This is a genomic window from Ectopseudomonas toyotomiensis (assembly GCF_017167985.1).
In the GTDB taxonomy this organism is placed as follows: Bacteria; Pseudomonadota; Gammaproteobacteria; order Pseudomonadales; family Pseudomonadaceae; genus Aquipseudomonas; species Aquipseudomonas toyotomiensis.
This window is the reverse complement of record NZ_CP070505.1, coordinates 4350301-4365741: the sequence shown is the minus strand read 5'-3', so window position 1 is coordinate 4365741 and position 15441 is coordinate 4350301. Positions and strand designations below refer to the sequence as shown.

Genomic DNA, 15441 nt, shown 5'->3' with positions numbered 1-15441 from the left:
GAGCAAATAAAATCATTAGCTTCCTTACCCAAGGATTACACCATCAGGAATAACTGCTCGCACTTCTCTGCGCATATCACGATACTTATCAAGGATGATCGCGAGCAGCCTACATTTGGCCGCCACCTCCCCATGCACCACCCGGACCTCAGACGGCCATTTGCGCATCCCTGTGATGAATCTCAGCAGTCCAGCCTGGTCCGCATGAGCCGAGTAGCCACCTATGCTGGCGACCCCAGCCCTTATCGTATACTGCTCGCCGTCAAGAACCACATATCCGCCCTTAGGGCCATGAGTCTGGATAGCCTGGCCGGGCGTTCCCCTGGCCTGATAACCGACAAAGAGCACATTATGCCTTTTATCGCCGAGCATGGCTTTCAAGTAGTTGACGATGCGACCGCTGGAGCACATGCCATTGCCGGCGATGACGATGGCCGGCTGGGCCGTTTGAGCCAGTCGGTTGACCATGGCCAGGTGCGCCTGATGGCTGTCGACAGTGAGTAGTTGCTCGAACCCCAGCGACTTGCGGCCTTGCTTGACTCGCTGCAGCGCTTCGTCATCCCAAAATGGCTTGAGCTCGCGGTAGACCTGGGTGAAACGACTGGCCAGAGGCGAGTCAAGGATGATGGGGAGGTTGTGCCAGTCGATGGCCGGCGCAGCGCCCCTCACTCCAACCCTCTCCCCGGAGGGGAGAGGGGGCTGGCTGCGCTGTGCCCTGCGGTACAGGATATCTTCCAGCTCGTAGAGCAACTCTTGGGTGCGGCCAATACTGAATGCTGGAATCAGAACGGTGCCGCGATCAGCCAGCGCCTGTTCGATGACACGCTCCAGACGCTGACGACGATTGCGGCGATCCTCATGTAAACGGTCACCATAGGTGCTCTCGATCACCAGAATGTCTGCACGCTTCGGCGGCTTGGGCGCCGGCAACACCGGTGCATGGAGCGCACCGAGATCTCCCGAGAAGACAACGCATTTCTTCTCATCAGCTTGCAGATAACGCAAATCGATTTCCACATAGGCCGATCCAAGAATATGCCCTGCACGCTGCAGGCGAATGCGACACTGCAGTTGCTCATTGTCACGCACCATGAACCACGTGCTGTAGGGCAAGGCGACGATGCGCTGCTCGATCAGCTTGATGTAGCGCTCGACCTGACTCTGATCACGACTGATACCGAGCTTGAAGGCATCCTCCAGCACAATCGGTAACAGCTTGGCAGAAGGCTCACTACACAGGATCGGTCCTTTGAAACCAGCCGCTAGTAAATAGGAAATACGGCCAACATGGTCGACATGAACATGGGGCGCGACAAGTGCACGGATTCCCTCAAGGGAGAAATCGATGGCCAGTCGGTCCGCACTGGCTTTGCCATCCGCCGAGGTCTCCACCCCTTGAAACAGCCCACAGTCGATCAACAGGCTGTGCTGGGCATCCATGAATAATTGATGACAAGACCCGGTAACACCATCCGTGGCGCCATGATGAAGAATCTCAGGATAAGGCATGGGTTAGTCCATTAACCGGGGAGAGGAGCGAAAAAAGAGGGCGGCATTTTGCCATGATCGCACCCTAGGTTAAACCTGGGCTTGCAGCGAACATCTGATGTGGAGGTAGCGCGAAGGCAAAGCACAGGCAGTAGCAGGCCCGACTCAGGCAAAACAGCGAGCGCACCTGCTCCACAGACTCATCCGGCAAAGAGGCTATTCGTCTTCGTTCACCCGGTCCCGCAGCTCCTTGCCCGGTTTGAAATGCGGCACGAACTTGCCGTCCAGACGTACCGACTGACCGGTTTTCGGGTTACGCCCAACGCGCGGTGCGCGGTAGTGCAGCGAGAAGCTGCCAAAGCCGCGAATTTCGATGCGATCCCCCGTGGCCAATGCCTGGGACATTTGCTCCAGCATGGTCTTGATGGCCAACTCGACATCCTTGGAGGACAGCTGACCCTGATGAGTGACAATTCTTTCGATCAACTCCGACTTGGTCATGGTTTTCCCTTCTTTTTCAAGCGGCTAGAAGACTCGACGGTTCGGTTGTAGCACGCGGGTCAGCTTTTGAACAGCCTAAAAAACAAGGTGTTAGCGAGTTTTGCGGTTAGTTGTGATAACGAGGGCTTTGCGTAGGAGGCCTACTTCGAAGCGAAGCTTTTGGGTATGGGCTAAGTATTGCGGGATGACCGCCATTCGCTGCGGGGCGCAGCGCCTACGAGGGCGGAGTCATTGGGAATGCGGAAATGAAAAAGGCGACCCGAAGGTCGCCTTTTTTTGATGAATTACCCGAACTTAGTTCTGGTTTTCCATCTGGGCACGGATCAGATCACCAATGGTGGTCGGGCCGGTGCTTTCAACGTCTTGCTTGTTACGCAGTTCCTTCATCGCATCCTTCTCGTCTTCAACGTCTTTCGACTTGACGGACAGGCTGATGACGCGGGACTTGCGGTCGACGCTGATGATCTTGGCTTCTACTTCGTCGCCTTCTTTCAGGACGTTGCGCGCGTCTTCAACGCGGTCACGGCTGATTTCGGAGGCTTTCAGGGTAGCTTCGATCTCGTTGCCCAGGTCAATGATGGCGCCCTTGGCGTCTACTTCTTTCACAACGCCACGGACGATGGTGCCCTTGTCGTTGATGGAGACGTAGTTGCTGAACGGATCGTCTTCCAGCTGCTTGATGCCCAGGGAGATGCGCTCGCGCTCCGGGTCAACCGACAGGATGACGGTTTCCAGCTCGTCGCCCTTCTTGAAGCGACGCACGGCTTCTTCGCCGGCTTCGTTCCAGGAGATGTCGGACAGGTGAACCAGGCCGTCGATGCCGCCGTCCAGACCAATGAAGATACCGAAATCGGTGATCGACTTGATGGTGCCGGAGATCTTGTCACCCTTGTTGAACTGACCGGAGAAGTCTTCCCACGGGTTGGTCTTGCACTGCTTGATACCCAGGGAGATACGACGACGCTCTTCGTCGATGTCCAGAACCATGACCTCCACTTCGTCGCCGACGTTGACGACTTTCGACGGGTGGATGTTCTTGTTGGTCCAGTCCATTTCGGAAACGTGTACCAGGCCTTCCACGCCCTCTTCCAGCTCGGCGAAACAGCCGTAGTCGGTGAGGTTGGTGACGCGGGCAACAACGCGGGTGTTTTCCGGGTAACGAGCCTTGATGGCAACCCATGGGTCTTCGCCCAGTTGCTTCAGGCCCAGGGATACGCGGTTACGCTCGCGATCGTACTTCAGAACCTTGACGTCGATCTCGTCGCCAACGTTGACGATCTCGGACGGGTGCTTGATGCGCTTCCAAGCCATGTCGGTGATGTGCAGCAGGCCATCTACGCCGCCCAGGTCAACGAACGCACCGTAGTCGGTGAGGTTCTTGACGATACCTTTGACTTGCTGGCCTTCCTGCAGGGATTCCAGCAGAGCTTCGCGCTCGGCGCTGTTCTCGGCTTCCAGGACGCTGCGACGGGAAACGACAACGTTGTTGCGCTTCTGGTCCAGTTTGATGACCTTGAATTCCAGCTCTTTGCCTTCCAGGTGAGTGGTATCACGCACCGGACGGACATCAACCAGGGAACCTGGCAGGAACGCGCGGATGCCGTTGACGTCAACGGTGAAGCCGCCTTTGACCTTACCGTTGATAACGCCCTTGACCACTTCTTCAGCGTTGAACGCAGCTTCCAGAACCAGCCAGGACTCAGCGCGCTTGGCTTTCTCGCGGGACAGCTTGGTTTCACCGAAGCCATCTTCAACCGCGTCCAGCGCAACGTGGACTTCGTCACCGACCTTGATGGTCAGCTCGCCTTGTTCGTTGAAGAACTGGTCGAGCGGGATGACGCCCTCGGACTTCAGGCCGGCGTGAACGGTAACCCAGTCACCGTCGATGTCGACCACGATACCGGTGATGATGGCGCCCGGCTGCATGTCGAGGGATTTCAGGCTTTCTTCAAATAGTTCTGCAAAGCTTTCGCTCATGTTGATTCCTGTTGATCAAGGGCGGGGATTCGCCCAAACCACATTCCAGACCATGTGGGTTCGTTCACGTAAAAAGAGGCCTACGGGACAAGGACTGGTCTCCCGTATGCCTCCTTGCGAGTCTTTCAGCTTCTAGCAGCTGCGACTCTTTACCCGGCAAGATCGCGATCAGCGACCTCGCTCAGAATTCGTTCAAGTACCTGCTCGATCGACAGCTCAGTGGAATCCAGCACGATTGCGTCGGCTGCCGGCTTGAGCGGAGCCACCGTGCGCTGGGTATCGCGCTCGTCGCGCGCCCGTATCTCGTCGAGAAGACTCGCGAGATTAACATCATCACCCTTGGCCTTCAACTGCAAGTAACGACGACGGGCACGCTCCTCGGCGCTGGCGGTGAGGAAAATCTTCAGCGGCGCGTCGGCGAACACCACGGTGCCCATGTCGCGACCGTCTGCCACCAAGCCTGGCATCTCCTGAAACGCGCGCTGACGCTGCAGCAGCGCCTCGCGTACGGCAGGCAGCGAGGCAACCATGGAAGCACCGGCACCGACCTGTTCATTACGGATGGCGTCAGTCACCTCCTCGCCCTCGAGGATGATGCGCTTGTCGATGAATTGCACATCCAGATGCGCGGCCAGCTGCTTGAGCGACTCTTCGTTGGTCAGGTCGATGCCGTGGTTGCCGGCAGCGAAGGCCAGCAGGCGATAGAGCGCACCGGAGTCGAGCAGATTCCAGCCCAACTGCTTGGCCAGCAAGGCGCAAAGCGTGCCCTTACCCGACCCGCTCGGCCCGTCGACGGTGATTACCGGGGCGTTCATGCGCTGCCCTCTACGGCCACGTTGATACCGACTTCAGCCGCCAGGGCAAGGAAGTTGGGGAATGAGGTGGCGACGTTGGCGCAGTCGTGAATACGAATTGGCGCACTGGCGCGCAGCGAAGCGACGCTGAAGGACATGGCGATACGGTGATCGCCATGCGCCCAGACTTCGCCACCGCCAATGGCACCGCCTTCGATTATGATGCCGTCCGGGGTCGGCTCGGCCTTCACGCCCAGGGCGATCAGGCCATCGGCCATGACCTGGATACGGTCGGACTCTTTAACGCGCAACTCTTCGGCGCCGCGCAACACGGTGCGACCTTCGGCACAGGCAGCGGCAACGAACAGTACCGGGAATTCATCGATGGCCAGCGGTACCAGGTCTTCCGGGATATCGATGCCTTTCAGCTTGGCCGCACCCACGCGAATGTCGGCCACTGGCTCACCGCCGACTTCACGCTGGTTTTCCAGGGTGATGTCACCGCCCATCAGCTTGAGAATATCGATCACGCCAGTGCGGGTCGGATTGATGCCGACGTGTTCCAGCACCAGTTCGGAGCCCTCAGCGATGCTGGCAGCGACCAGGAAGAAAGCAGCCGAGGAAATATCCGCCGGTACTTCGATGCGCGTGGCGCTCAGCTTGTGGCCGGACTCGACACAGGCCGTGCTGCCCTCGACGCTGACCGGGTAGCCAAAGCCGCGCAGCATGCGCTCGGTGTGATCACGGGTCGGCGCTGGCTCGGTAACCGAGGTGTTGCCAGCGGCGTACAAGCCGGCCAGCAGCAGGCAGGACTTGACCTGGGCGCTGGCCATGGGCATTTCGTAGGCCATTCCGGTCAGGCGCTGACCGCCCTTGATGGTCAGTGGCGGACGGCCTTCCGGGCCAGTCTCGATCACCGCCCCCATTTCACGCAGCGGCTTGGCCACGCGATTCATCGGGCGCTTGGACAGCGAAGCATCACCGGTCAGCGTGGTGTCGAACGGCTGCGCGGCCAGTAAGCCGGAGAGCAGGCGCATGGAGGTGCCGGAGTTACCCATGTACAGCGGGCCGGCCGGTGCTTTCAGGCCATGCAGACCAACGCCATGGATGGTCACGCGGCCGTGGTGCGGGCCTTCGATGACCACGCCCATGTCGCGGAATGCCTGCAGCGTGGCCAGGGCGTCCTCACCCTCGAGGAAGCCTTCGACCTCGGTGGTGCCTTCAGCCAGCGAACCCAGCATGATCGAGCGGTGCGAAATGGATTTGTCACCGGGTACGCGGATACGTCCAGCTAGCGAGCTACCAGGTTTTGCCAGGAAAATCAGATCGGTCGAGTGCATAGCGTCCACATAGGCCCTGCGGGCCAGAATTTTGCTGAAATGTTCGCGGGCCACGCGGGCGCGCGTGAACACGCCCAGCAGTTGATGCCCATCCCCGGCGTCGACCGCATCGCGCAAAGCGTCGAGGTCGTCGCGAAACGTATCCAGTGTGCGCAGCACGGCCTCGCGATTGGCGAGGAAGATATCGTGCCACATCACCGGATCACTACCGGCGATCCGCGTGAAGTCGCGGAAACCGCCAGCGGCGTAGCGGAAAATTTCCAGGTTCTCGCTGCGCTTGGCCAGCGAGTCGACCAGGGTAAAGGCCAGCAGATGCGGCAGATGACTGGTGGCGGCAAGCACCTGGTCGTGATGTTCGACCTCCATCGCCTCGACATCCGCCCCCAGCTCGCGCCACAGCCCTTCGACCAGCGCCAGAGCAGCCTCATCGCTGTGCTCGCAGGGCGTCAGGATGACCTTGTGGCGCCGGAACAGCTCGGCGTTAGCCGCCTCCACCCCGCTCTGCTCGGACCCCGCAATGGGATGGCCGGGCACCAGACGCACAGCCTTGCCGGAAAATGCCAGACGTGCCGCGCGCACGACATTCCCCTTGGCGCTACCGACGTCGGTCAGCACGGCATTGCCGAGATCCAGCGCGGCCAGCTGAGCAAGCACCTTCTCCATGGCCAGGATAGGCACTGCCAGCTGGATGACATCGGCCCCCTGACAGGCGGCAGCAAGGTCACTCTCGCAACGATCGACAACGCCCAGCTGTACCGCCAGACGACGCGATTCGGCATCCAGATCGACCCCCACCACCTCCCGGCACAGACCACGCTCACGCAGGCCCTTGGCGAAGGAGCCACCGATCAGGCCGAGGCCGACCACCACCAGGCGGCCGATCTTAGGGGCATTGGATTGCACTGCAGTGACAGTCACGCCGACAGCACCTTGGCCAGCGCCTCAAGGAAGCGTGCGTTCTCTCTCGGCAGACCTATGGAGACGCGCAGAAAATTCGGCATGCGGTAACCGGCCATCGGCCGCACGATCACCCCTTCACGCAGCAGCGCCTGATTGATCGCGGCGGTGTCGCGACCAAAATCGACGGCGATGAAGTTGGCCCTGGAGGCAATCCAGCTCAGACCCAGGGCACGCAAGCCCTCTTCCAGCTGCTGCATCCCGGCATCGTTCAAGCGACGGCTCTCGGCCAGGTAATCGGCATCGGCCAGCGCGGCGCAGGCTGCGGCCAGCGCGAGGCTGTTGACGTTGAACGGCTGACGCACGCGGTTGAGCACATCGGCGATCGCCGGCGAGCTGATGGCGTAGCCGACACGCAACGAAGCCAGGCCGTAGGCCTTGGAGAAGGTGCGCGAGACCAGCAGGTTCGGATAGCGCGCCAGATAATCCAGACCGTCTGGCAGCTCGTCGCCTTCGGCGTACTCGATATAGGCTTCGTCCAGCACCACCAGCACCGACTCCGGCACGTGGGCCAGGAAGGCTTCCAGCGCATCCGGCCCGAACCAGGTACCGGTCGGGTTGTTGGGGTTGGCAATGAAGACGACGCGGGTCTTGTCATCGATGGCGGCAAGCATCGCTTGCAGGTCGTGAGCGTAATCCTTGGCCGGCACGATCTTGCCCTGCGCGCCGACTGCCTGAGTGGCGATGGGGTAAACCGCGAAGGCGTAGTCGCTGAACACGGCGTTGAGACCAGGTGCCAGATAGGCACGGGCAACCAGTTCGAGGATATCGTTGGAGCCATTACCCAACGTCACCTGCGTGGCGTCGACGCCGTAACGGGCAGCCAACGCAGTCTTGAGGGTGAAGCCATTGCCATCCGGGTAGCGGGTCAGCTCGTCCAGTTCGGCGCGAATCGCTGCCAGAACCTTGTCGCTCGGGCCGAGTGGGTTCTCATTGCTGGCCAGCTTGACGATACCGGCCGGATCGAGCCCCAGCTCACGAGCCAACTCGTCGACTGGCTTGCCTGGTACGTAGGGGGACAGCTTTTGCACGCCTGGCTGGGCCAGGGCGATGAAATCACAGCTCATGTACAAACCTCTTCAATCCAATTGCTCGCGGCACACCCCGCCCTCACCCCTAGAACCGTTTCGGCAGCGGCTGCAAGACCGCGTTCCGCAGGCTACATCCCAAATCAGAGACGCCTGCGATTCGCTCCCCTCGCCCTCCGGGAGAGGGGCTGGGGGTGAGGGGGCTTTCAGCGATCAGAAGCAATCCGCTCGCTAGCCACCCGATAAAGTCTCCTGCAACATAGCCTCGGTTTCCTTCAAGGCCTGATCATTCCAAAAGCGCAGCACCATGATACCTTCACGCTCTAAATCCAATGTTCTTGCAGCGTCGTCTTCACCACCGTGCTGCGAACCGTCCAGCTCCACCGCCAACTTCGCCGCCTCGCAGTAAAAGTCGAGGATGTAAGGCGGCAACGGGTGCTGCCTGCGAAACTTCAGACCGCCCAGCCGCCCCGAGCGCAGGAAATACCAGATACGAACCTCGGCATCGGTTGCCGTAGTGCGCAATTCCCGCGCGCGCTGCTTATGCCATGCAGGAAGCGGTCTGTGCTTGGGTGGCATCCTTGCCCTCTCTTTAAACTGTGATAACTCCTACCCTCACCCCCGGCCCCTATCCCGGAGGGAGAGGGGAGACAAGCAAAACGGCGCAGGGCTGAAATCTATGTCCAGGCTAACGATCGCAATGACTGCACGTGATTGATCAAACGTTCACCGTACACCTCCCCCTCCCCCTCCCTCGGGAGAGGGCCCGGGCGGGGTGAGGGGCTCCACTCAAAGCACCGCCTTCGGATATGACCCCAGCACCTTCAGCGCCACGGCCTCCTGGGCAAGTTTTTCCAGCACATCCTTGATCAGCGGATCGCGGTGATGACCAACGAAATCGATGAAGAATACGTAGGTCCACTTGCCACTGCGCGAAGGACGAGTCTCGATGCGAGTCAGGTCGATGCCGTTATTGTGGAACGGCACCAGCAACTCATGCAGCGCGCCCGGCTTGTTGCGCATGGAGACGATGATCGAGGTCTTGTCGTCGCCGGTCGGCGGCACTTCCTGGCTGCCGATGATGAGAAAGCGCGTGGAGTTGTCCGGACGGTCCTCGATCTTCTCGGCCAGCTTGGTCAGGCCATACAGATTGGCCGCCATGTCGCCGGCGATGGCCGCGCTGTTCCACTCGCTCTTGACCCGCTTGGCGGCGTCGGCGTTGCTGGAGACCGCCACGCGCTCGACATTCGGGTAGTGCGCATCCAGCCACTTGCGGCACTGCGCCAGGGACTGGGCGTGGGAATAGATACGGGTGATCTTGTCGGTCTTGGTGGTCTCGCCGACCAGCAGGTGATGGTGGATGCGCAGCTCGACTTCGCCGCAGATCACCATGTCGTGCTCGAGGAAGCTGTCGAGGGTGTGGTTGATCGCGCCTTCGGTGGAGTTCTCCACGGGCACCACGCCGAAGTTGACCGCACCGGCAGCCACTTCACGGAACACCTCGTCGATGGCCGCCATCGGCACGCTGATCACCGCATGACCGAAGTGCTTCATCGCCGCTGCCTGGCTGAAGGTGCCTTCAGGGCCGAGATAAGCAACTTTCAACGGGTTTTCCAAGGCCAGGCACGAGGACATGATTTCGCGGAACAACCGCGCCATTTCCTCATTGCCTAGCGGGCCCCGGTTGCGCTCCATCACGCGTTTGAGCACCTGAGCTTCGCGCTCGGGGCGATAGAAGACGGGCGACTCGCCCTCCTTCAATTCCTTCATCTTCACACGGGCGACTTCTTCGGCGCAGCGCGCACGGTCGCTGATCAGCTCGAGGATGCGCTCATCGAGGTTGTCGATGCGTACCCGCAGCGCTTGCAGTTCCTGCTCCGACATATCAGGCGCGCTCCTTCTCGAACTCGGCCATATAGGCCACCAGCGCCTCGACCGCATCCATGCCAACGGCGTTGTAGATGGAGGCACGCATGCCACCGACCGAGCGATGCCCTTTCAGGTTGAGCAGGCCGCGCTCATCGGCGCCGGCCAGGAAGGCCTTGTCCAGCTTCTCGTCAGCCAGGCGGAACGGTACGTTCATCCAGGAACGCGCGTTGTGAGCGATGGGGTTGCTGTAGAAATCGCTGTCGTCGATGGCCTTGTACAGCAGGTCCTTCTTGGCGCGGTTGATGCGCTCCATGGCCTCGACGCCGCCCTGCTCCTTCAGCCACTGGAAGACCAGGCCGGAGAGGTACCAGGAATAGGTCGCCGGGGTGTTGTACATAGAGCCGTTATCGGCGGAAATCTTGTAGTCGAGCATGGTCGGGCAGCTGGAACGGGCGCGACCGAGCAGGTCTTCACGGACGATCACCACCACCAGGCCGCTCGGGCCGATATTCTTCTGCGCGCCGGCGTAGATCAGGCCGAACTGCGACACGTCCAGCGAGCGCGAGAGGATGTCTGAAGACATATCGGCGACCAGCGGGGTATCACCGACCTGCGGCACCCAGTCGAACTGCAGGCCGCCGATGGTCTCGTTGCTGCAGTAATGCACGTAGGCAGCGTCTTTCGAAAGCTGCCAGTCGTTCTGTCCGGGGATAGCGAAGTAGTCGTGCGCCTTGGCGCTGGCAGCCACGTTGATGGCGCCATAGCGACGCGCCTCTTCGATGGCTTTCTTCGACCAGATGCCGGTTTCGACGTAGTCGGCCACGCCGTCTTCCGGCAGCAGGTTCAGCGGAATCTCGGCGAACTGCTGGCTGGCACCGCCCTGCAGGAACAGCACCTTGTAGTCGTTGGGCACAGCGAGCAGATCACGCAGGTCCTGCTCGGCCTGGCTGGCGATGGCCACGTACTCGTCGCTGCGATGGCTCATCTCCATCACCGATAGGCCCTTGCCTTGCCAGTCGAGCATCTCGGCCTGGGCGCGTTGCAGTACAGCGGTCGGCAGCGCGGCCGGGCCGGCGCAGAAGTTAAAAGCTCGCTTGCTCACGTCTGTCTCTCTCAGATTCACAGAACGCCACCACCAGGCGATGGCATGTCCACACTGTCACCGTGTCTATGGGAGGGGCTTTTAAAGCCCCTCCCACAGAGCCCGACTTCACTCTTCGCTGCCTTCCTCGGCGTCGGCGACTGGTGCGTCGGCGCTTTCGGCGACTTGAGCGCCCTCTTCACCTTCGACCAGTTCGTCCTCTTCCACCGCAGTCGGCTCCTGCACACGCTCCAGGCCGACCAGGGTCTCGTCCTTGGCCAGCTTGATCAGAGTCACACCCTGAGTGTTACGGCCGGAGCTGGAGACTTCGTCGACACGGGTGCGCACCAGGGTGCCCTGGTCGGAAATCAGCATGATTTCCTCGCCGTCCTGTACCTGGATGGCACCGACCAGCTTGCCGTTACGCTCGCTGGTGACCATGGCGATCACGCCCTGGCCGCCACGACCGCGACGCGGGAACTTGCCCAGGCCGGTGCGTTTGCCAAAGCCACGCTCGGAGGCGGTGAGAATCTGCGCACCGGACTCCGGAATCAGCATGGAGATCAGTTGCTGATCCTTGCCCAGGCGCATGCCGCGTACACCACGGGCGGTACGGCCCATGGTACGCACCTTGCTCTCGGCGAAACGCAGCACCTTGCCGGCATCGGAGAACAGCATGACTTCCTTGGCGCCGTCGGTGATGGCGGCAGCAATCAGGGTATCGCCCTCTTCCAGCTTCAGCGCGATCAGACCGGCGCTGCGCGGGCGGCTGAACTGCACCAGCGGGGTCTTCTTCACGGTACCGAATGCGGTGGCCATGAAGATGAAGGCGCCGGTCGGTTCGGCGACCAGTTCAGGGGTTTCACCCTCGACTTCTTCGACTTCCTCGGCCTCGACCACTTCGGTGGCTTCGCCTTCGATCACCACGCCTTCGTCGTCCAGGTCTTCGTCAGCACCGGCGCTCTGCTGCAACGCTTCGAGGTCGATCTGCAGCATCGCGGTGATGCGCTCGCCCTCATCCAGCGGCAACAGGTTCACCAGCGGGCGACCGCGCGCGGCGCGCGAAGCTTCGGGAATCTCGAAAGTACGCAACCAGTACACCTTGCCTTTGCTGGAGAACAGCAGCAGGGTCGCGTGACTGTTGGCAACCAGCAGGTGCTCGACGTAGTCCTCGTCCTTCACCCCGGTGGCCGACTTGCCCTTGCCGCCGCGACGCTGCGCCTCGTAGGCAGCCAGCGGCTGGCTCTTGGCATAGCCACCATGGGAGATGGTAACGACGCGTTCTTCTTCGGTGATCAGGTCGGCAATGGTCAGATCCAGACGCGAGGCGACGATCTCGGTGCGACGGGCATCACCGAACTCGGCCTTGACCTTCTCCAGCTCCTCGCGGATGACTTCCATCAAGCGCTCGGGGCTGGTCAGAATGCGGATCAGCTCGCCGATCAGGCTGAGGATTTCCTGGTACTCGGCCAGCAGCTTCTCGTGCTCCAGACCGGTCAGGCGGTGCAGACGCAACTCGAGGATGGCCTGAGCCTGCTCCGGCGACAGGTAGTACTTGCCGTCACGCAGACCGTATTGCGGATCGAGCCCTTCCGGACGGCAGGAGTCGGCACCGGCGCGCTCGACCATGGCCTCCACGGCGGACGATTCCCAGGCAGTGGCGATCAGGCGTTCCTTGGCCTCGGCCGGCGTCGGCGAGGCCTTGATCAGCTCGATCACCGGGTCGATGTTCGACAGTGCAACGGCCTGACCTTCGAGGATGTGGCCACGCTCCCGTGCCTTGCGCAGCTCGTAGACGGTACGGCGGGTCACCACTTCGCGGCGGTGACGGACGAACACCTCGAGCATGTCCTTGAGGTTCATGATCTTAGGCTGACCATCGACCAGCGCCACGACGTTGATGCCGAACACGCTCTGCATCTGGGTCTGGGCGTACAGGTTGTTCAGCACCACGTCCGGCACTTCGCCACGACGCAGTTCGATCACCACGCGCATACCGTCCTTGTCGGACTCGTCACGCAGCTCGGTGATGCCTTCGATCTTCTTCTCTTTGACCAGCTCGGCGATCTTCTCGATCAGACGCGCCTTGTTCAGCTGGTAGGGCAGCTCGGTAACCACCAGTTGCTGGCGACCGCCGACCTTGTCGATGTCCTCGACCTCGACGCGGGCGCGGATATAGATGCGCCCACGACCGGTACGATAGGCCTCGATGATGCCGGCACGGCCGTTGATGATGCCCGCAGTGGGGAAATCCGGGCCGGGGATGTACTGCATCAGGTCATCGACGGTCAGGTCGGCATTGTCGATCAGCGCCAGACAGCCATCGATCACCTCGGAGAGGTTGTGCGGCGGGATGTTGGTGGCCATGCCCACGGCGATACCGCTGGAACCGTTGACCAACAGGTTCGGCACCTTGGTCGGCATGACCGCCGGGATCTGCTCGGTACCGTCGTAGTTGGGCACCCAGTCGACGGTTTCCTTGTCCAGGTCGGCCAGCAGCTCGTGGGCCAGCTTGGTCATGCGCACTTCGGTGTATCGCATGGCCGCGGCGTTGTCGCCGTCCACCGAACCGAAGTTGCCCTGGCCATCAACCAGCAGGTAGCGCAGGGAGAAGTCCTGCGCCATACGTACGATGGTGTCGTACACCGCGGTGTCGCCGTGCGGGTGGTATTTACCGATCACGTCACCGACCACACGGGCGGATTTCTTGTAGGGCTTGTTCCAGTCGTTGCCCAGCTCGCTCATGGCGTAGAGCACACGGCGGTGTACTGGCTTCAAGCCATCGCGCGCATCCGGCAGCGCACGCCCGACGATCACGCTCATCGCGTAGTCGAGGTAGGACTGTTTCAGCTCGTCTTCGATATTGACCGGGAGGATTTCTTTGGCCAGTTCGCCCATGAGAAGCCTGGTTCCTTTTTCTGGTGAAACTCCGCGTCATTCTTCCTGAACGCCATGGAGCTCGTCGCGATAGCCTCAAGCCATCAGCGACTCACGACAAATCAACGAGTTATGTCACGATTCGATGCAGTGAAGGTGGCTGTAGTCAGCCCCCTTGAAAACTGCCGGAGATTACCACAAAGCGCGCCACACACCTACCCCGAGCACCCTCACTAAGAAGCGGAGCACACGAGACGGAAAGACGCGAAACGACCAACCTGCAGCAGCTGCCGCACGGCCAGTGAACGCAAAGGGTCGCCCCAGGGCGGGGCTCCTACAGTAGAGTAAGCCGCGCTCGATCAGCTCAGTGCAGGCGCTTGCGACACATCAGCTGCGCCAGCTTGGCGCTGTCGGGACGCTCGATAACGCCTTTCTCGGTCACGATGTAGTCGACCAAATCAGCTGGCGTCACATCGAACACCGGATTGACGGCGTGCACATCCGCCGCGACCCGATGCCCCGCCACCTCCAGCAGCTCACGACCATCACGCTCTTCGAGCACGATGTCTTCGCCGCTTTCCAGACTCATGTCGATGGTCGAACTGGGCGCCACCACCATGAGGCGCACGCCGTGATGCATGGCGTTGACTGCCAACTGATAGGTGCCGATCTTGTTCGCCACATCACCATTGGCGGTGATGCGGTCAGCCCCGACTATGACCCAGGTAATGCCCTTGGTTTTCATCAGGTGAGCAGCAGCCGCATCGGCATTGAGGCTGACCGGCACGCCGTCGCCAGCCAATTCCCAGGCAGTCAGCCGCGCGCCCTGCAGCCAGGGACGGGTTTCATCGACATAGACCTGCTCGACCAGACCTTCCAGGTACGCCGCGCGAATCACCCCGAGCGCCGTGCCAAAGCCGCCGGTCGCCAGCGCACCGGCATTGCAGTGAGTCAGCAGCACCTGCGGGTTGCCCTGATGCTTGCGAATCAGCTCCATGCCCAGTTGCGCCATGGTCAGGTTGGCCTCACGGTCGCTGAGATGAATCCCCACCGCCTCGGCCTCCAGCAGAGCCAGGATATCGTCGCCATCCTTGAGTCGCGCCAGGCGCTCACGCATGCGCTGCAGAGCCCAGAACAGGTTTACCGCGGTAGGACGCGAGCGCTCGAGACTGGCAAAGTCCGCCTCCAGCGCCTCGCGCCAGTCACCACCTGCCTGCAGCCGAGCCCGGACGCCCAGCACCAGACCATAGGCAGCAGCGATGCCAATAGCCGGCGCGCCACGCACCACCATGTCGCGAATCGCGTCAGCCACCTCGGCGGCAGAATCGAAGCGCAACCAGGTCTGCCGATGCGGCAGCAGGCGCTGGTCGAGCAGGTACAACGCACCATCGCGCCACTCGATTGCCTGAACCTTCTCCACCGCCAGCAATTGCTCGCGCATCGCGCACTCCATCTGTCACCGCCAAAAAATCGCGGATTATACGCAGACCGACCAAGACCAGCCGAACAATCCAGCACGCCCTCACGAC

11 protein-coding genes are annotated in these 15441 nt (G+C 61.2%); all 11 read right to left on the bottom strand.

The window, feature by feature from the left end:
• Positions 1 to 24 precede the first annotated feature (24 nt).
• Complete coding sequence (locus tag JWV26_RS20185) at positions 25 to 1509, bottom strand: MBL fold metallo-hydrolase (RefSeq protein ID WP_206417656.1); 1485 nt, start codon at positions 1507 to 1509, stop codon at positions 25 to 27.
• A 195-nt stretch (positions 1510 to 1704) separates the two neighbouring features.
• On the bottom strand, positions 1705 to 1989 hold the full coding sequence (gene ihfB, locus JWV26_RS20180) for an integration host factor subunit beta (protein WP_003243558.1): 285 nt from the start codon (positions 1987 to 1989) through the stop codon (positions 1705 to 1707).
• Between the two features lie 294 nt (positions 1990 to 2283).
• On the bottom strand, positions 2284 to 3966 hold the full coding sequence (gene rpsA / locus JWV26_RS20175) for a 30S ribosomal protein S1 (protein ID WP_061239651.1): 1683 nt from the start codon (positions 3964 to 3966) through the stop codon (positions 2284 to 2286).
• Positions 3967 to 4115: 149 nt separating this feature from the next.
• A complete protein-coding gene (cmk, locus tag JWV26_RS20170; protein ID WP_072424708.1) occupies positions 4116 to 4781 on the bottom strand; it encodes a (d)CMP kinase in 666 nt (221 codons plus the stop codon).
• Positions 4778 to 7018: a bifunctional prephenate dehydrogenase/3-phosphoshikimate 1-carboxyvinyltransferase gene (locus JWV26_RS20165; protein WP_206417655.1), complete on the bottom strand. Its 2241-nt coding sequence runs from the start codon at positions 7016 to 7018 to the stop codon at positions 4778 to 4780. The genes cmk and JWV26_RS20165 overlap by 4 nt, the downstream gene beginning before the upstream one ends.
• The gene (gene hisC / locus JWV26_RS20160) at positions 7015 to 8124 is read right to left on the bottom strand and encodes a histidinol-phosphate transaminase (protein WP_206417654.1); all 1110 of its coding nucleotides are present in this window, start codon (positions 8122 to 8124) and stop codon (positions 7015 to 7017) included. The genes JWV26_RS20165 and hisC overlap by 4 nt, the downstream gene beginning before the upstream one ends.
• A 192-nt stretch (positions 8125 to 8316) precedes the next feature.
• Positions 8317 to 8664, bottom strand: a complete 348-nt coding sequence (locus JWV26_RS20155; protein WP_206417653.1) for an endonuclease domain-containing protein — start codon at positions 8662 to 8664, stop codon at positions 8317 to 8319.
• 210 nt (positions 8665 to 8874) lie between these two features.
• Positions 8875 to 9969: a prephenate dehydratase gene (gene pheA, locus JWV26_RS20150; RefSeq protein WP_072424705.1), complete on the bottom strand. Its 1095-nt coding sequence runs from the start codon at positions 9967 to 9969 to the stop codon at positions 8875 to 8877.
• A 1-nt stretch (position 9970) separates the two neighbouring features.
• Complete coding sequence (gene serC / locus JWV26_RS20145; protein ID WP_074914462.1) at positions 9971 to 11056, bottom strand: 3-phosphoserine/phosphohydroxythreonine transaminase; 1086 nt, start codon at positions 11054 to 11056, stop codon at positions 9971 to 9973.
• Positions 11057 to 11164: 108 nt separating this feature from the next.
• The gene (gyrA, locus tag JWV26_RS20140; protein ID WP_074914460.1) at positions 11165 to 13933 is read right to left on the bottom strand and encodes a DNA gyrase subunit A; all 2769 of its coding nucleotides are present in this window, start codon (positions 13931 to 13933) and stop codon (positions 11165 to 11167) included.
• Positions 13934 to 14276: 343 nt separating this feature from the next.
• Positions 14277 to 15353, bottom strand: coding sequence for an S-methyl-5-thioribose-1-phosphate isomerase (gene mtnA, locus JWV26_RS20135; RefSeq protein WP_093049713.1), 1077 nt, complete (start codon positions 15351 to 15353; stop codon positions 14277 to 14279).
• Positions 15354 to 15441: the final 88 nt, after the last annotated feature.

What these genes read in the sequence shown, in the direction of transcription:
- hisC (WP_206417654.1), bottom strand. Translation starts at nt 8,124, where the DNA reads ATGAGCTGTGATTTCATCGCCCTGGCCCAGCCAGGCGTGCAAAAGCTG.
- JWV26_RS20185 (WP_206417656.1), bottom strand. Translation starts at nt 1,509, where the DNA reads ATGCCTTATCCTGAGATTCTTCATCATGGCGCCACGGATGGTGTTACC.
- rpsA (WP_061239651.1), bottom strand. Translation starts at nt 3,966, where the DNA reads ATGAGCGAAAGCTTTGCAGAACTATTTGAAGAAAGCCTGAAATCCCTC.
- mtnA (WP_093049713.1), bottom strand. Translation starts at nt 15,353, where the DNA reads ATGCGCGAGCAATTGCTGGCGGTGGAGAAGGTTCAGGCAATCGAGTGG.
- gyrA (WP_074914460.1), bottom strand. Translation starts at nt 13,933, where the DNA reads ATGGGCGAACTGGCCAAAGAAATCCTCCCGGTCAATATCGAAGACGAG.
- ihfB (WP_003243558.1), bottom strand. Translation starts at nt 1,989, where the DNA reads ATGACCAAGTCGGAGTTGATCGAAAGAATTGTCACTCATCAGGGTCAG.
- pheA (WP_072424705.1), bottom strand. Translation starts at nt 9,969, where the DNA reads ATGTCGGAGCAGGAACTGCAAGCGCTGCGGGTACGCATCGACAACCTC.
- cmk (WP_072424708.1), bottom strand. Translation starts at nt 4,781, where the DNA reads ATGAACGCCCCGGTAATCACCGTCGACGGGCCGAGCGGGTCGGGTAAG.
- JWV26_RS20155 (WP_206417653.1), bottom strand. Translation starts at nt 8,664, where the DNA reads ATGCCACCCAAGCACAGACCGCTTCCTGCATGGCATAAGCAGCGCGCG.